At 63.3% G+C, this 16245-nt stretch carries 14 protein-coding genes and 1 other RNA gene; 2 read left to right on the forward strand and 13 right to left on the reverse strand.

Translation table 11 applies throughout. The annotated features are described in order from the left end of the window. Window position 1: 1 nt before the first annotated feature. Genes NKJ76_RS14930 through mraZ form a run of 6 tightly spaced genes read right to left on the reverse strand, consistent with a single transcriptional unit; the run spans window position 2 to window position 6563 of the window. Window positions 2-1435 (reverse strand): UDP-N-acetylmuramoylalanyl-D-glutamyl-2,6-diaminopimelate--D-alanyl-D-alanine ligase, encoded by a 1434-nt coding sequence (locus NKJ76_RS14930; RefSeq protein WP_352537752.1) that lies wholly within the window; start codon window positions 1433-1435, stop codon window positions 2-4. Then, window positions 1432-2886 carry a UDP-N-acetylmuramoyl-L-alanyl-D-glutamate--2,6-diaminopimelate ligase gene (locus NKJ76_RS14935; protein ID WP_352537753.1) on the reverse strand — a complete coding sequence of 485 codons (1455 nt, stop codon included), beginning with the start codon at window positions 2884-2886 and terminating at the stop codon, window positions 1432-1434. Before NKJ76_RS14935 ends, NKJ76_RS14930 begins: the two co-directional genes overlap by 4 nt. Before the next feature lie 54 nt (window positions 2887-2940). Beyond that, window positions 2941-4665, reverse strand: a complete 1725-nt coding sequence (locus NKJ76_RS14940; RefSeq protein WP_023668270.1) for a peptidoglycan D,D-transpeptidase FtsI family protein — start codon at window positions 4663-4665, stop codon at window positions 2941-2943. A gap of 14 nt (window positions 4666-4679) precedes the next feature. Continuing rightward, complete coding sequence (gene ftsL, locus NKJ76_RS14945) at window positions 4680-5072, reverse strand: cell division protein FtsL (RefSeq protein WP_023668269.1); 393 nt, start codon at window positions 5070-5072, stop codon at window positions 4680-4682. 4 nt (window positions 5073-5076) lie between these two features. Next, a complete protein-coding gene (gene rsmH / locus NKJ76_RS14950) occupies window positions 5077-6093 on the reverse strand; it encodes a 16S rRNA (cytosine(1402)-N(4))-methyltransferase RsmH (protein ID WP_352537754.1) in 1017 nt (338 codons plus the stop codon). After that, window positions 6090-6563 carry a division/cell wall cluster transcriptional repressor MraZ gene (gene mraZ, locus NKJ76_RS14955; RefSeq protein ID WP_352537755.1) on the reverse strand — a complete coding sequence of 158 codons (474 nt, stop codon included), beginning with the start codon at window positions 6561-6563 and terminating at the stop codon, window positions 6090-6092. Before mraZ ends, rsmH begins: the two co-directional genes overlap by 4 nt. Before the next feature lie 402 nt (window positions 6564-6965). Here mraZ and NKJ76_RS14960 point away from each other — a divergent pair, with 402 nt between their 5' ends. Then, window positions 6966-8081, forward strand: coding sequence for a cystathionine gamma-lyase (locus NKJ76_RS14960; RefSeq protein WP_352537756.1), 1116 nt, complete (start codon window positions 6966-6968; stop codon window positions 8079-8081). Window positions 8082-8089: 8 nt separating this feature from the next. Here the strand turns inward: NKJ76_RS14960 and NKJ76_RS14965 are convergent, their stop codons facing one another. The 7 genes from NKJ76_RS14965 to NKJ76_RS14995 all read right to left on the reverse strand — a co-directional run bounded on the left by NKJ76_RS14965 (window position 8090) and on the right by NKJ76_RS14995 (window position 12069). Next, window positions 8090-8383, reverse strand: a complete 294-nt coding sequence (locus NKJ76_RS14965) for a type II toxin-antitoxin system RelE/ParE family toxin (protein ID WP_023668265.1) — start codon at window positions 8381-8383, stop codon at window positions 8090-8092. Next, window positions 8380-8664 (reverse strand): type II toxin-antitoxin system ParD family antitoxin, encoded by a 285-nt coding sequence (locus NKJ76_RS14970; RefSeq protein ID WP_023688026.1) that lies wholly within the window; start codon window positions 8662-8664, stop codon window positions 8380-8382. The genes NKJ76_RS14965 and NKJ76_RS14970 overlap by 4 nt, the downstream gene beginning before the upstream one ends. A 180-nt stretch (window positions 8665-8844) precedes the next feature. Continuing rightward, an RNA gene (gene rnpB / locus NKJ76_RS14975) (RNase P RNA component class A) lies at window positions 8845-9242 on the reverse strand. Between the two features lie 50 nt (window positions 9243-9292). After that, the gene (locus NKJ76_RS14980; protein WP_352537757.1) at window positions 9293-9997 is read right to left on the reverse strand and encodes a lytic transglycosylase domain-containing protein; all 705 of its coding nucleotides are present in this window, start codon (window positions 9995-9997) and stop codon (window positions 9293-9295) included. A 183-nt stretch (window positions 9998-10180) separates the two neighbouring features. Beyond that, entirely contained in the window at window positions 10181-10948 is a 768-nt protein-coding gene (locus NKJ76_RS14985) for an N-acetylmuramoyl-L-alanine amidase (RefSeq protein WP_352537758.1), read from the reverse strand. Further along, window positions 10945-11664, reverse strand: a complete 720-nt coding sequence (locus NKJ76_RS14990) for a J domain-containing protein (RefSeq protein ID WP_023739868.1) — start codon at window positions 11662-11664, stop codon at window positions 10945-10947. Before NKJ76_RS14990 ends, NKJ76_RS14985 begins: the two co-directional genes overlap by 4 nt. Before the next feature lie 207 nt (window positions 11665-11871). Further along, entirely contained in the window at window positions 11872-12069 is a 198-nt protein-coding gene (locus NKJ76_RS14995) for a hypothetical protein (RefSeq protein WP_023729355.1), read from the reverse strand. 177 nt (window positions 12070-12246) lie between these two features. Here NKJ76_RS14995 and NKJ76_RS15000 point away from each other — a divergent pair, with 177 nt between their 5' ends. After that, window positions 12247-16218, forward strand: a complete 3972-nt coding sequence (locus NKJ76_RS15000) for a hydantoinase B/oxoprolinase family protein (protein WP_352537759.1) — start codon at window positions 12247-12249, stop codon at window positions 16216-16218. Window positions 16219-16245: the final 27 nt, after the last annotated feature.

Genomic DNA, 16245 nt, shown 5'->3' on the forward strand with positions numbered 1-16245 from the left:
ACTAGTTCTGTTTCGTGCCTGCGGCTTCCGCCGGATATTTGCCGAGCAAGGCCTCGACCAGCTTTGAAAAGCCGATGCCTTTCGACGATTTGATCATCACCACGTCGCCGGCCTTCAGCGCCGACAACAGCAGCGGCTTCAATTCCTCGGCGCCGGCGCGGTATTCCGTTTTGATCTCGTCGGGCAGGATGTCTGCCAGCGCCCGCATTTCCGGACCGCCGAGAAAGACCGTGTTTGTGCCGGTGCCGACGATCAACTCGGCAAGGGCTGCATGGAGCTTGGCCGAATGGTCGCCGAGCTCGAGCATGTCGCCGAGCACGGCGATGCGCCGGCCCTCGCCCGTGACAGGCGTCGCGTTGAGCAGCGCCATGGCAGCAGCCATCGAGGCCGGATTGGCGTTGTAGCTCTCGTCGATCAGTGTGATCGGTCCCTTGGGGTGGCGAAGCATATGGCGCTTGCCACGGCCGCGTTCGGCGGAGAGATCGGCCAGCGCTTCCGCCACCTTTGCGATGTCAGCTTCAACGAGATGCGCCGCGCCAAGAACGGCGAGCACATTCTGCACCATGTGGCGGCCGGGCGCGCCGATCCGGGCAACGACATCCTGACCGCCGATCCTGGCGGTGATATCGGAATGATCGGCATGCAGCTCGCATTTGGTCAGCTTGTAGGTCGACCGTGTATTCTCGCCGAAGCCAAAGACATGTTCGACGCCGGCGGCCCGCGCCATCTTGTCTAGCAGCTTCCAGCGCGCATCGTCGCGGTTGAGCAAGGCCGCACCGCCGGGCTCGATGCCTTCGAAAATCTCAGCCTTGGCCTTGGCGATCTCGTCGAGATTTCTAAAGAAGCCGAGATGCGCCGCGGCAATCATCGTGACGATGGCCACATGTGGCCGGACCATCTTGACCAGCGGCCGGATCTCGCCCGGATGGTTCATGCCGATCTCGAACACCGCATAGTCGCAATCGCCGGGCATGCGCGCCAGCGTCAGCGGCACGCCCCAATGATTGTTGAAGGACTGCGCCGAGGCATGCACCGTGCCGACGGCCGACAGCACATGGCGCAGCGCCTCCTTGGTGGTGGTCTTGCCGGCCGATCCTGTCACCGCGATGATCTTTGCATTGGACCGGGCGCGTGCGGCGACGCCCAGTTTTTCGAGTGCGGCAAGCACATCCTGCACGACGATCATCGGCGCCGTCAGCCGCCCGAGCGACGGCAACTTGCCCTCAGCAACGACCAGCACGCCGGCGCCGGCCTTGATCGCCGCGGTCGCGAAGTCATGGCCGTCCATCGCCTCGCCCTTGATGGCGAAGAAGGCGTCGCCCGGCTGCAGGCTGCGGCTGTCGATCGAGATCCCCGAAATTCCCTCCGGCATCGGCCCGAGCGGCCGACCGCCCATGGCGTCGACCAGCGCCTCGGAAGTCCAGAGCACGCTCATGCGGCCCGCTCCCGCAGCGCCGACCGGACTTCCTCGTGGTCGGAGAACGGAAAAGTCTCGGCGCCGATGGTCTGGCCCTCTTCATGGCCCTTGCCTGCAACGATCAGCGTATCGCCCGCTTTCAGCATGGCGACCGCTTCGTGGATCGCCTTGCGGCGGTCGCCGATTTCGATGGCGCCGGGTGCGGCTGCCAGGATCGCGGCACGGATCGTTTCCGGCACTTCCGAGCGCGGATTGTCGTCGGTGACGATGACGACGTCGGCGAGCCGCGTGGCGATTCCGCCCATGATCGGCCGCTTGCCCCGGTCGCGGTCGCCGCCGCAGCCGAACACGACGATGACGCGGCCGGTGGTGAACGGGCGCACGGCGGCCAGCACATTTTCCAGCGCATCCGGCTTGTGGGCATAGTCGACATAGACGGGCGCGCCATTGGCGGTGGCGCCGACAAGGTCGAGCCGTCCCGGTGCCCCCTGAAGTTTCTCCAACGCCATCAAAGCTTTGGCGACCGGCGTTCCGGTGGAAATGGCCAGCCCGGCCGAAACCAGGGCATTGGCGATCTGGAAGTCGCCGGCGAGCGGCAGGTCGATCTCGTAGAGCACGCCGTCAGCTTCGACCTCGGCGCGCTGGCGGTGGCGCTCGTGCTCGACCCGCTTCAGGCGCAGGAAATCGCCATGGCGGCCGACAGTCAGCACATTGAGCCCCGCGGCCTGCGCAGCCTGGATGGTCGGCGCCGACCACGGATCGTCGGCAAAGATGACCGCCGGCGCGCCTTTCGGCAGCAGCGTGTCGAACAGGCGCAATTTGGCGCGATGGTAGTCCTCGACCGTCGGATGATAGTCCATATGGTCGCGGCCGAGATTGGTGAAACCGCCCGCGGCGAGCTTGACGCCATCGAGACGGCGCTGGTCGAGACCATGGCTGGAAGCCTCCATCGAGGCGTGTGTGACGCCGGCCTCCGCCAATTCCTTGAGCAACTGGTGCAAAGCCACTGGATCGGGTGTGGTCAACGAACCGTAATCGTTGCGGCCCGGCGCCACCACGCCGGTGGTGCCAATGGACGCGGCGGCAAAGCCGGCCTGCTCCCAGATCTGCCTGGTGAAGGCGGCGACCGAGGTCTTGCCTGCGGTGCCGGTAACCGCGACCATGGTCTCCGGCTGGCTGCCGAAGAAACGTGCCGCGCTCAGCGCCAGCGCCAGGCGTGGGTCGTCGACGCTGAGCACCGGGACGGACAGACCGGAAATGGCGCCGGCCTTGCCCACGACAACCGCCGCTGCGCCGCGCTTTGCCACATCGGCGGCATAGGCCGAACCATCCGCCTTGCTGCCGGCGAGCGCGAAAAAGACCACGCCGGTCTTGACCGTGCGGGAATCCGACGAAATCCCGGTTACCTCCACATCGCGGGAAGATGTTCCCTCGACAGGCAGGATACCGGCTAAATCTCTCAGGTGCATCGAACCCCGTTTATCTCAACAAAATGGCGCGCAGTTGCCGGCGCGCCCTAAGAATCACTGATAGGAAACCAGCGTTGCGCCATTTTCATGGCTGAAATCTGGCTTCACGCCAAGCATGGCGGCTGCCCGCCTGATGATGTTTCCGGCCATGACACCCGCATTGTTGGCGGCGACGTCGGTCATCCCGGGCTTTTCCGGGTGCGGAGCGTCAGCGATCGTAAACACCAGATATTGCGGATCGTCCATCGGGAAGGCAGCGACGAAGGTGTTGAAATTCAGTTCCTTCGAGTAGCGGCCATTGATCACCTTCTCGGCGGTTCCGGTCTTGCCGCCAACGCGGTAGCCGGGGGCCCTGGCGTTTCTGGCCGAGCCCTTCTCGGCATTGAGCGTATAGAGGTAGCGCATGCCCTCCACAGTCTTTTCGCTGACCACTCTCTTGGCCACCGCCATGGCATCCTGCTCGCTGCGGACCAGGAAAGTCGGCGGGATCAGGTAGCCCTGCATCAGCGCCGCGCAGCCGACGGCCGCCTGCAGCGGCGTCGTCGACACGCCATGGCCGAAGGCGATGGTGAAGGAGTTGACCTGCTTCCAGACCTTCGGTTCGGTCGGGCGCGCGACCTCAGGCAGTTCGGTCTGCATCCTGTCCAGAAGGCCAAGGCGATGCAGGAATTCGCGGTGCCCCTCGATGCCGACCATTTCGGCCTCACGCGCCGATCCGATGTTGGAGGAGTAAAGGAACACCTCCGGCAATGACAGCACGCGGTTCTTGCCGTGGAAATCGTGAATGGCCTGATGGCCGACCCGGATCGGATGCGAGGCGTCGAAACGGCTGTTCATGTTCGCCTTGCCGGAATCGAGCGCCATGGCCGAGGTAAAGCTCTTGAAGGTCGAGCCCATCTCGTAGAGGCCGGCCGACATGCGGTTCAGGCGGTCCTTGTCCTGCGCATTGAAGGGATTGTTCGGATCGAAATCCGGCACCGAGGCCATCGCCACCACTTCGCCGGTCTTGATGTTGAGCACGACGGCGCCGGCGCCCATGGCGCGATAGCGCTCGAGGCCGGCGGCAATCTCGTCGCGCACCACATGCTGGACGCGCAGGTCGATCGACAGCTGAACCGGCTTCAGATCCCTGGCGATCGCAAGGCCTGAGGCCTGCAGGTCGCTTAAGCCCTGCTCGTCAATGTATTTCTCCATGCCGGAGATGCCCTGATTGTCGATGTTGGTGAGGCCGACAATGTAGGACGAGGTCACGCCGGCCGGATAGAAGCGGCGCTTTTCGGTGCGAAAGCCGATTCCGGGAATGCCGAGCTGCATGATGTCGGCCTGCTGCTTGGGCGTCAGCTGCCGCTGCAGCCAGACGAAGCCGGCGCCGCTCTTCAGCTTGTGATAGGTCTGCTCGGGGTCGATATCTGGCAGAATGGTCGACAGCTTTTCGATCGCCTCGTCGGCATCGACGATGCGGCGCGGCTCGGCAAATAGCGATGCCGTCTTGATGTCGGTCGCCAGCACCTCGCCGTTGCGGTCGACGATGTCGGGACGCGACGCCGTCACCCGGCTTTGCGGCCCATTCGACATGTCGGGGGACTGGAAACCGAGATAGACCAGCCGCCCGGCGATGGTCGAATAGATGCCGAAGAACACCGCCATCGTCATCACGATGCGGGTCTTGGCCTTGCCGCCGGTCGCCTTGCGCGCGCCTTCGACCACGATGGAGCCGTCCTCGCCGGTCCGTGCGCGGCGCTTCAGCAATTTGCCGACCGACGGAAGTTTGGCGCGCATTGGAAATCCAGCGATCATTGGACGATGGCTCCGGTGACCACGGGATCCTTATCGGCTGGTCCTTTGCCGGAATTGTCGGCCATGCCGCCAAGCCGTTGCGACGACAAGTCCTCGATGTTGAGCGGTTTTGCCGGCAGGTCGTCGAGCCCGACGATCTGCCGCGCATTGACCGGCTCGAGTGCGAGCTGCGCTTTGTAGATTTCAGCCAGCTTCTGCAGGCGCGACGGCTGGGTCAGCAGGCTCCAGTCGGCCTTGAGCAGGTCGATCGTGTCCTCCTCATAGCGGATCTGCGCCTCGATCTTCTGCACCGAAGCCAGCTGTTCCTCGGCCTCGCGCTTGGCCTTGTAGGTTAGGGCCGCGGCCGAGACCATGACGGCGATCAGGACTATGTCGCTGGTTCGAAACACGTATTCACCTCTCTCGCGGCGCCTGGATGCCGGGAAGTTTTGGAAGTCCGAAAATGGTGAGATCACCGGCGCGCGCTGGCGCCTCGGTGCGGATGGCGGTACGCAGCCTGGCCGAGCGCGCCCGCGGATTGGCAGCGACCTCGGCATCGCCTGCCGTCACGCCGCCACCAGCCTTGCGGAAGGTCGCGGTGCGCGCGTGCGCCTCAGGCAAATGACGTGAGCCGGTGGCGACGTCGGCGCGGTCGGCGATGAAGCGCTTGACGATGCGGTCCTCCAGCGAGTGGAACGTCACCACGGCAAGCCGCCCGCCAGGCTTCAATACCCGCTCGGACGCCACCAGAGCCTTGGCCAATTCGCCCAGCTCGTCATTGACGAAAATGCGCAACGCCTGGAAGACGCGGGTGGCCGGATGAATCTTGTCCTTCGGCGCGCGGCCGATATGCGTTTCGATAGCGTCGGCGAGATCGAGCGTGCGCTCGAACGGACGTTTTTCGCGCCGTGACTCGATCATGCGGGCGATGCGGCCGGCATTCCGCTCTTCGCCGAGGAAGCCGAAGATGCGGGCAAGGTCGCCTATCTTGAACGAATTGACGACGTCGGCAGCACTCAAGCCCGCCTGCGCCATGCGCATGTCGAGCGGCCCGTCCGTGCGGAATGAAAAGCCGCGCTCGGGCTGGTCGACCTGCATGGAGGAAATGCCGATGTCGAGCACCACGCCGTCGGCGCTTTCGACCTGCTCGTCCAGCGTCGAGAACGGCGCCTGCACCAGCCTCAGCCTGCCGCCGGATTGCTGTTCCAGGCCGCGTCCGGCGGCAATCGCATCGGGATCGCGATCGATCGCCACCACCGAGGCGCCGCTCGCCAGGATCGCCTTGGTGTAGCCGCCGGCGCCAAACGTGCCGTCGACGATCACATCGCCTTCTCTGGGCGAGAGCGCCTCCAGCACTTCGGCGAGGAGGACCGGAATGTGGCGGACCGGTCCGCCAACGGCGCTGAGATCATCGCCGTGATCCGCCATCATTCCGGTCGCTCCCCAGCCTTGCCCTCGTGAGCCTTCGTCCCTTGCCGAAGCTGCAAAAGCCTGGCGCGCGCCTGCGCCCCATAGGCGGCAAGCCGCCCGGGTTCCCAAACTTGAAAGAAATTGCCGCGGCCGACAAAGGCCACTTCGCTCGTGATGCCCGTATGCTCGCGGATGAATTCGCTCATCGTGATGCGGCCATCCTGATCGAGCTTCAGGAACGTCCCGTCGCCATGGCAGAAGAACGACATATCGTCCGCCGTCTGCAAAAAAGGGTCTTCCAGCGCGATGCGCTGTTCGTAGCGGTCGAGCAGATCGAGGCCGCCGACGTCCATCGCAGGCACGTCCAGTCCGCGCAGCGCGTAGAGCTCCGAATAGCCGCGTTTCTGCACGACAGCGCGGAAATGCGCCGGAACGGAGACCCGCCCCTTCGCATCGATCCTGTTCACCGCGCTTGACAGAAACCGGTCCATGACACGCTGCAGCCGCTTCCGCCGCCGCACCCCTCTCCATGTTTTCGTCCGCGCCGAAGCGCGTCCCCTGCCGAAAATCCGCTTCGGTCCCAGCGGCAAAACCCCGCAAACGCACAGCCGCCGCGGCTGCCCGATTGGCGTACGCTTTACCCTGACGCGGAACGAAGGCTTTGGTATCGAAATGGGATATCATGGGGCACTATGGGCGTCAACGGGAACAGGCTTCACAAACGCGCGCGCCACAACCGATGAGAGCAGCTCTGACAACACTCCCGTCTTTATCTCCCATTAAGCCTAACGAACCGTTTAGAGCGGGCTGGCCCAAGCGGAAGCGGCTTGCCGCGCATCACTGCCGCGAATAGCGTCGTCAGTCTTTTCGCTGAGCAACAAGGTCAGAAATCCATGTCCGAAACAGCCAGGTCCCGCGCGGCCTCCCTTGCCCATCTGCGTCGCGACGGACTTGCCAAAGGCGACCCCATCCCATTGCCGCTGACCATGGCCGCTATTTTCCACAACCCGGGCGACGGCGCCGGCTACAGTCAGTACGGCCGTTACAGCAACGCCACCTGGGATGCGGTCGAGCACATGCTGGCGCATCTGGAAGACGCGCCATGCGTCGGCTTCCCATCCGGAATGGCGGCAATCTCGGCGGTGTTTTTCGGCCTGTTGAAATCCGGCGATCGCGTGCTTTTGCCTTCGGACGGCTACCATGCCACACGCGCGCTGGCCGACCGTTTCCTCAAGCCCTTCGGCGTCGCCTATGATCTGCGGCCGACATCGACCTTTCTCGATGGCGGCTCTGACGGCTACCGCCTTGTCTACGTTGAAACCCCGTCGAATCCGCGATTGGACATTTGCGACATCACAGCGGTCGCCGAGGCCGCGCACCAAGCGGGCGCGATCGTCGTCGTCGACAACACCACGATGACGCCGTTCGGCCAGCGCCCGCTCGATCTCGGCGCCGACATCGTCGTTGCTGCCGACACCAAGGCGGCCAACGGGCATTCCGACGTGCTGTTCGGCCATGTCGCCAGCCGCAATCCAGACATCATCGCGGACGTCACCGGCTGGCGCGAGACCGCGGGCGGCATTCCCGGCCCGTTCGAGGCTTGGCTGGTGCATCGCGGCCTGGAGACGCTGGAGGTACGCTTCGACCGCATGTGTTCTTCTGCCGAGGTGATCGCGAAGCGCCTGAAAAACCATCGCGCCGTTAGCGGCTTGCGCTACCCCGGGCTGGAGGGCGACCCGTCGCACAACCTCGCCCGGGCGCAGATGGAGCGCTTCGGCTTCCTCATGTCCTTCGAACTCCTCTCCCAGGAAAAGGCCGAGGATTTCATCAACAACTGCACGCTGATGCAGGCGGCAACGTCGTTCGGGGGTGTCCACACCTCCGCCGAGCGGCGGGCCAAGCGAGGAGATTCGGTTCCGCCCGGCTTCGTGCGCCTGTCGGTGGGCTGCGAGCCGGTGGAAGAACTCTGGCAGGCGATCGAGGCATCGCTGGACAACATCGGCATCTGAGCTGGCGGTTAGGTCACCAAGTCGTCGGCGCCAATATCGCGCCTGCCGTGCAAAACGCGGACGATCTCGATCGCGTCTTCGCCCATGCGATACAGAGTGACATATTCGCCGACGATCAGATGACGAATGCCGGGCGCGATATCATCGCGCGGCGCACCTGAGAACGGGTGCAAGGTGAGCAGTGTCCAGCGCCTCTCCAAAGCGTCCACAAGGCGCATGGCTCCCTTTGGGCTATGTTCCGCAATGTAGTCACCGATGCCTTCGACATCTGATATCGCCTGAGGAAGCAGCCGATATTTCACTCTTCCGAGCCTGCAGCTTCCGACATCCTCTGATATTTGGCTCGCAGCCGGTCCATGAAGGGCTGGCCGTCCACCGCCGGTCCGCTGTCGATCCCCTCCTGAACCAGCCTGCGCAATTCCTCGACCGTGTAGCCGAGAAGATCGCGGCGGTCTTTCCATTGCCGCAGCGCATCACGGATGACTTCGCTGGCCGAGGCATATTCGCCGGCGGCCACGACATCGTCGACCGCCGCCGCCAGTTCCGGCGAAAGCGTGATGCTGCGTTTGTCGACGTGACCCATGATGCGCTCCTGATCAAACCATGACAATCATGGTACGATTAAATCGTACCAGCTTCAAGGATGCGTTTGTCTCGACCCCAGCATGCGTACTTGATTCAATCGCTCAAGCACCTGAATCGTCAGCTGCGCCCGAAGGCGCAGACTGCTGATCCCAAAGGATTAATCGCGATATGGGGAGAAATTGCCAGCTGGCCTGTAAGCCGGGTTTTGTATGGCCCTCGCCCCTTTCGGGGCGAGAACGTGGCGGCCATTCGTCTTGGGCGCATGTTGCCATGCGCCTCACGCAACCTACCCGGACGGTGAGCCGGAAACAGCCCTCGAAGGTTTCCCCTCGCACCGTCCCTATTCGGTCTTGCTCCCGGTGGGGTTTACCGTGCCGCTCCTGTTGCCAGTCGCGCGGTGGGCTCTTACCCCACCCTTTCACCCTTGCCCCGATAAATCGTGGCGGTTTGCTTTCTGTGGCACTTTCCCTGGGGTCGCCCCCGCCGGCCATTAACCGGCACCGTGTCTCCATGGAGCCCGGACTTTCCTCACCCGCAGCCTTTCGGCTTTGCGGGTGCGGCCGCCCGGCCAGCTGGCAGAGCGTATAAAGGGGTTCACGTTCCAAAACGCAAATGAAAAAGCAGACTTATGCCGGCGATCCCAATGCCGCCAACTGCACCTTGACCTTGCCGCAATACGCCGCCGACACCGGGTTCATCCGCGTCGCGGCATGGCCGGCATTGTATTTCAGGATCGTGCCGCAGGTGGTGCCGCCGCCGAGATTGCGCGCCATGGCAAGGTACTTCATGCCGTATTTGATGTTGGTGTTGGGATCGAACAGACCCTTGGCGGAGCCGCTATATCCCATCATCCGCGCTGTTGCCGGCTTGATCTGCATCAGGCCGATTTCACCCGCGCTGCCGACGATGTTCGGCCGGTAGTTGCTCTCGATCTTGATGACCGCCTGGGCCAGCGACACCGGCACGCCTTCGGCCGCGGCATAGCGGGCAATGATCGCCGAATACTGGCCGCCAAGCGCGGCTGCCGCAGTCGACTCCGCAGCGGTGCTTGGGCGGATCGATGCGGTCGTCGTCAGGTCGACGCTCTTCCTGTTGCGCTTAAAATGCCTCTTGGCCGTTGCTTTTCTGGCTTTCACCACGGCTGCTTTGCGCACTTTCGCGGTGGTTGCCCTTTTTGTTTTTGGGTTTGCCTTCGTCATGGTGGCTTTGGCGGGTGCGGCGATGAAGCCCTGGTCTGCCCTCTGGCTCAGTGGTGCGGCATCGGCCGTGCTGAAGGCAAAAGTCATTACGCCGGCAGCAATAGCTGCCGTTACAACGGTCAATTTCTGCATGTGGTCCTGTTCTGTTTGGCCGCGCGAAGATCTCACGCAGCAACGCCTAATCAATATCGGAGCATCCGGGGGGCTGGAGGTCCGATAACTTGCACGAACTGCCTTTGAGGGCGGAATTTGTGTCGAACAAGGCGAGGCAATTCACTTTCAGTGACAGGCTGTAACTTGAATATCAGGAAAAGACTATTTAGACGCAACTGACCTAAGGGAAGTCAGCAGGCTTTGCAGCGTGCTAGACGTAGAGCCGTCGGCGACCCCATCCACCAGGCGTGGTCGGAAATGCCGCTGAAAAGCTTCGACGACGATTTCGGTCTGGCGGTCGAAGACACCTGATATCTCGACGCCATAGCCATAGAGCGCCAGCATCGACTGCAGTGCCTCGACCTCGGCGCCGGTATCGCCGGCTTTCAGCACCGCGCCGCGCCGGACCGGCGCCGCAGGCACGAGATGGCCGACCCCGGCCGCAAACAGCGCATTCCAGGGGAATTTCTCGCCCGGGTCGATCTTGCGCCCCGGCGCGATGTCGGAATGGGCAAGCACCCTTTGCGCCGTAATGGAATGGCGTTCGATGATACCAAGGCAAAGCCCGATCACCGCTTCCACCTGCCGCTTGGGAAAGGCCGAATAGCCGAGCGAATGGCCGGGATTGACGATTTCGATGCCGACCGAACAGGAGTTGATGTCGCGACGACCGAACCAGGAACTTGCACCGGCATGCCAGGCGCGGTCGCTTTCTCGCACCATCTGGATGATGCGGCCATCCTCATGGACGAGGTAGTGCGACGAGACTTCGCTTTTGGGGTTGCACAACCAGGCTTCCGCGGCAGCACCCGTCGCCATGCCGGTATAGTGCAGCACGATCATGTCGGGCCTGAGCGTTTCGCGCCGCGGGCCGAAATTCGGCGATACCCTGACCTCCGCGCTTGGCTCGTCGGGCGAGAAGCCGGTCATGCGTGCCTGAGGCCCCGCTCGATCATTTCATAGGCCGCGTTGATAGCCGCGACCCTGGTCGTTGCAATCTTGATGAATTCCTGCGGCAGGCCGCGCGCGATCAGGCGGTCCGGATGATTGTCGGAGACCAGCTTGCGGTACCGCTTCCTGACCTCCTCGAACGGCTTGCCGCGCTCAATGCCGAGCACGATATAGGGATCGCCGGCCCCGAGATTGACGTGCCTGGCCAGGATGGCTTCGTAGTGCACCTCGTCGATGCGAAAAATCTCGGCAATACGGTGCAGGAAAACGCCTTCGCGCTCATGCACCAGCCCGTCCGCCTTGGCGATGTGGAACAGACCGTCGAGTATGTCTTCCAGCATGACGCAGTTCGAATGGCCCGAGCCGCACATCTGCGCCATACTCTCGGCATAGGTCTCGAACCCGGCGACGTCGCGCTTGGCCAGATCGTAAAGCCGCGCCACATTGCGGGTCTGTTCTCGCGGCACCTCAAATATTTCCTGGAACGCGCGAACCTCGTCCTGGGTGACGATGCCATCGGCCTTGGCCATCTTGGCTGACAGCGCAATCATTGCCACAGAGAAGGCGACGCGCCGGCGCAGATCGGCGTCACCGGAGAAAACCGTGCGCACGGCCTCGACCACATCGGCTACACCGGACGTGGCTGAAGATGAAACGCGGTTGATGAAGTCGCCGAGGCGATCCCAAATTGACATGAGCGCTTATTAGGGCCGCCGGCCATTGCTATCAAGCCAAGACAGCGCCGCAGAGTGGATCGATTTACGCAAGCAACGACGCGCCAGATCCCAAACCGTAGGAAAGAGCCGGTTCAAGGCCCTTGAGCCCCGAATCGACCTAAACGCAGGAAGGCCGGCGCGAAGCCGGCCTCCTCTCTCGTCACGTCAAAGTGACCGGGACTGCTGCTACTGCGCGGGGGCAGGAGCAGGTGTTGCCGGAGCCGGTTCTGCAGGCTTCGGTGCATCCGGCGTCGCCGGCTTCATGGGCTCGGCGGCTGGCGGATTGGTGCTCTGGGTGGTGGTGTTATCCGTAGCGCTGTCGCTGCAGGCGGCAACGCCGAACAGGGCCAGGGCGGAAACGGAAGCAAGAATGAGCTTTTTCATGACATCTCTCCTTCAACACACGCTCACGTTGCGGTGAACGGTCGAAGGCAAAATGCATCAAACGGCCATGAGTTTCGTAACGTTGCGTTTCCTGATGTAACATCCGCGCACTACCGATTGCGGGCCGGGCGATGCCGAACTAACAGTCTGGACCCAAATGCAATGCCGGAGTTCTGCGTGGACAAGAAATGGGATTTTTGGATCGACCGCGGCGGCACCTTCACCGACGTGATCGGACGTGATCCGCAAGGCGGTTTGCATCCCAGGAAATTCCTGTCGGAAAATCCCGAAGCCTATCCCGACGCGGCCATAGCCGGCATCCGCGAGCTTCTGGGGCTGAAATCCGGCACCGCTATTCCTCCGGGCCTGGTCGGTGACGTCAAGATGGGTACCACCGTTGCCACGAATGCGCTGCTGGAGCGCAAGGGCGACCGTGTGCTTTTGCTCATCACCAAGGGCTTTCGCGATGCGCTGAAGATCGCCTATCAGGCGCGGCCAGACATCTTCGCCAAGGAGATCATCCTTCCGGAACAGCTCTACGAGCGGGTCATCGAGATCGACGAACGCGTGCGCGCCAATGGCGAGGTCGAGCGCTTGCTCGACATCGCCGCCTGCCGCCCCGCCATCGAACAGGCGAAGGCTGACGGGATCGATGCGGCGGCCATCGTCTTCATGCATGCCTGGAAATATCCCGACCACGAGAAGGCGGTGGCGAAAGTCTGCCGCAAGATCGGGTTCAGCCAAGTCTCGGTCAGCCATGAGGTCTCGCCGCTGATCAAGCTGGTCGGCCGCGGCGACACTACCGTGGTCGATGCTTATCTGTCGCCGATCCTGTCGCGCTATGTGCAAAGGGTGGCGGGAGAACTGGGCGCGACGCCAATCTCCCCACTTGTGGGGGGTGAGGAGCGGTCGGCCAAAGGCCGAGGAAAAGCCAACGATTTGGCTTTTTCAGCGACGAACGCCCGGAGCCATAGCGAAGGGCAGTCCGCAAAGCGGCCAGGGGGGGTCCTCTCGGAAGGCACCGCCAATGCGCTGAGCCCGGATCCAACCCCACCCGGCGGCTTCGCCGCCACCCTCCCCTCGAGGGGGAGGGAAAACCCTCGCCTGATGTTCATGATGTCGTCGGGCGGGCTCACCGCCGCCGACATGTTTCAGGGCAAGGACGCGCTGCTGTCCGGCCCGGCTGGCGGTGTCGTCGGCATGGTCGAAACGGCGAAACTCGCCGGTTTCGAGAAAGTCATCGGCTTCGACATGGGCGGCACCTCCACCGATGTCGCCCATTTTGACGGCGAGTATGAGCGCGCCTTCGACACCGAGGTTGCCGGGGTGCGCATCCGTGCGCCGATGATGCGCATCCATACCGTCGCTGCCGGCGGCGGCTCGATCCTGCATTACGAAGCCGGCCGTTTCCGCGCCGGCCCGGATTCCGCCGGCGCCAATCCCGGCCCCGCCGCCTACCGGCGCGGCGGCCCGCTTGCCGTCACCGACGCCAATGTCATGCTGGGCAAGCTGCAGCCCGATTTCTTTCCGGCGATTTTCGGACCCGGCCAGGACCAGCCGCTGGACGTCGCCGCCGTGCATAAAAAATTCGCTGCGCTGGCCGCCGAAATCGGCGATGGCCGCACGCCGGAAGCCGTCGCCGAAGGGTTCGTTACCATCGCGGTGGAAAACATGGCAAACGCCATCAAGAAGATTTCCGTGCAGCGCGGCTACGATGTCACCGAATATCTCTTGAACTGTTTTGGCGGCGCCGGCGGCCAGCATGCCTGCCTGGTTGCCGACGCGCTCGGCATGGAGGCGGTACTGATCCACCCCTTCTCCGGTCTGCTCTCAGCCTATGGTATCGGCCTGTCGTCGGTTTTCGCGTCGCGCCAGCAGGCGCTCCTGAAGCCGCTTGCCGAAGAATCCAGGACCGAGATCGGCAGCCTCATCGGCACGTTGAAAAAAGCCGTCATCGCCGAATTGGCAGCGCAAGGCATTGCGCAGGACAAGATTGCGGCAAAGCCGGTGCTGCACATCCGCTATGACGGCACCGACACCACGCTGCCGGTGAATTTCGAAGGCGACTCGATCTTCCAGGCCAGGCGCGATTTCGAAATCGCCCACAAGGCGCAGTTCGGGTTCGTCTATGATGACAAGCCGATGATCGTCGAGACCGTTGGCGTGGAAGGCGCCGAGATCGTCGAGACCACGGCCGAAGCCGTTGCGCCCGCCGGACCGGCAATGGTTGAAGCGGGTGCGTCGGGAACGCGGCGCATCTACACCGAGGGCCGCTGGCATGAGGCCGGCATCCATCGCCGCGAAAACCTGCGCCCATCCAATCTGGTCCCAGGCCCCGCTTTGATCATCGAGCCGAACCAGACCATCGTCGTCGAGCCGGGCTGGCAGGCCGAAATCACCAACCTCAATCACGTCGTCATTCGCCGCACGGAACGGAAAGTTCGCACGGCTGCCCTCGGTACCGAAGCCGATCCGGTGATGCTGGAGGTCTTCAACAACCTCTTCATGTCGATCGCCGAGCAGATGGGCGTCACGCTGCAGAACACCGCCTATTCCGTCAACATCAAGGAAAGGCTGGACTTTTCCTGCGCCGTCTTCGACCGTCATGGAGCGCTGGTCGCCAACGCGCCGCACATGCCGGTGCATCTCGGCTCCATGGACCGCTCGGTCGAAACCATCATCCGGCTGAACTCCGGCGACATCCATCCCGGCGACGTCTTTGCGCTGAACGCCCCCTACAATGGCGGCACGCATTTGCCTGATATCACCGTGGTGACGCCGGTGTTCGATGATGCGCGCCCGATCTCCCCCCTTGTGGGGGAGATGTCGGCGAAGCCGACAGAGGGGGGCGCTGTCCCGCCAACCTCTCGCTCTGTCACGCCCCCCTCTGCCCTGCCGGGCATCTCCCCCACAAGGGGGGAGATTAGCCAATCACCCAAGATCCTCTTCTACGTAGCCTCGCGCGGCCACCATGCCGACATTGGCGGCACGGCACCGGGCTCGATGACGCCGCTTGCCACCACGGTCGACGAGGAAGGCGTGCTGTTCGACAATTTCCGCGTTGTCGATCGTGGAAAATTCCGCGAGACGGACTTGCACACGCTGCTCACCGACCACCCCTATCCTGCCCGCAACCCACACCAGAACATCGCCGACCTCAAGGCGCAGATCGCCGCGAATGAAAAGGGCGTGGCGGAATTGCGCAAGATGGTCGCCCATTTCGGCCTCGACGTCGTCGAAGCCTATATGGGCCATGTCCAGGACAACGCCGCCGAAAGCGTGCGCCGCGTGCTGGAGCGGCTGCCCGATAGTTCTGAGTACGAATACCCGACCGACACCGGCCAGGTGATCAAGGTGAAGATTACCGTCGATCGGCAAAAGCGCGAGGCGACCGTGGACTTCACCGGAACGTCGAAGGTCGAGAAGAACAATTTCAATGCGCCGGAGCCCGTCGCCCGTGCAGCCGTGCTCTATGCCTTCCGTGTCATGGTCGAGGACATGATCCCGATGAATGCCGGCTGCCTGCGGCCGATCAACATCATCATCCCCGACGGCTCGATGCTGAAGCCCGCCTACCCCGCCGCGGTCGTCGCCGGCAATGTCGAGACCTCGCAGCATGTCACCAACGCCCTGTTCGGCGCCATGGGTGCCATGGCCAATGCGCAAGGGACGATGAACAACCTGACCTTCGGCAACAAGCAGTACCAGTATTACGAGACCATCTGCTCCGGCTCGCCGTCAGGCCGGATGAACTCCGGCCGCGGCTTTGCCGGGACATCCGGCGTCCACACCCACATGACCAATTCGCGCCTGACCGACCCGGAGGTGCTGGAATTGCGCTTTCCCGTGCTGCTCGAGGATTTTCACATTCGCGAAGGCTCCGGCGGCAAAGGCAAATGGGATGCCGGCGACGGCACCAGGCGGACGATCCGTTTCCTCGAAAAGATGGAATGCGCCATCCTGTCCTCGCACCGCAACCGCCCGCCGCAAGGCCTCGACGGCGGCGGTGACGGCGAGGTCGGCTCGACCAAGGTCCGCCGCCAGGACGGCAGCGTCGAGACGCTGAAGGCCTGCGACCAGACCGTGCTCGACGCCGGCGACGCCGTTATCCTGACGACGCCGACACCGGGGGGATTTGGCAAGGCCTGAACTCGCGTCAACAGGCTGTCACCCGCC

The sequence above is a fragment of the Mesorhizobium sp. M0029 genome (assembly GCF_040323735.1).
GTDB lineage: Bacteria > Pseudomonadota > Alphaproteobacteria > Rhizobiales > Rhizobiaceae > Mesorhizobium.

Coding starts and splice junctions, on each gene's coding strand:
- NKJ76_RS14995 (WP_023729355.1), bottom strand. CDS start 12,069: ATGAAAAAGCTCATTCTTGCTTCCGTTTCCGCCCTGGCCCTGTTCGGC.
- rsmH (WP_352537754.1), bottom strand. CDS start 6,093: ATGATGGCGGATCACGGCGATGATCTCAGCGCCGTTGGCGGACCGGTC.
- NKJ76_RS14985 (WP_352537758.1), bottom strand. CDS start 10,948: ATGACCGGCTTCTCGCCCGACGAGCCAAGCGCGGAGGTCAGGGTATCG.
- NKJ76_RS14960 (WP_352537756.1), top strand. CDS start 6,966: ATGTCCGAAACAGCCAGGTCCCGCGCGGCCTCCCTTGCCCATCTGCGT.
- NKJ76_RS14930 (WP_352537752.1), bottom strand. CDS start 1,435: ATGAGCGTGCTCTGGACTTCCGAGGCGCTGGTCGACGCCATGGGCGGT.
- NKJ76_RS14970 (WP_023688026.1), bottom strand. CDS start 8,664: ATGGGTCACGTCGACAAACGCAGCATCACGCTTTCGCCGGAACTGGCG.
- NKJ76_RS14940 (WP_023668270.1), bottom strand. CDS start 4,665: ATGCGCGCCAAACTTCCGTCGGTCGGCAAATTGCTGAAGCGCCGCGCA.
- NKJ76_RS14980 (WP_352537757.1), bottom strand. CDS start 9,997: ATGCAGAAATTGACCGTTGTAACGGCAGCTATTGCTGCCGGCGTAATG.
- mraZ (WP_352537755.1), bottom strand. CDS start 6,563: ATGGACCGGTTTCTGTCAAGCGCGGTGAACAGGATCGATGCGAAGGGG.
- NKJ76_RS14935 (WP_352537753.1), bottom strand. CDS start 2,886: ATGCACCTGAGAGATTTAGCCGGTATCCTGCCTGTCGAGGGAACATCT.
- NKJ76_RS14990 (WP_023739868.1), bottom strand. CDS start 11,664: ATGTCAATTTGGGATCGCCTCGGCGACTTCATCAACCGCGTTTCATCT.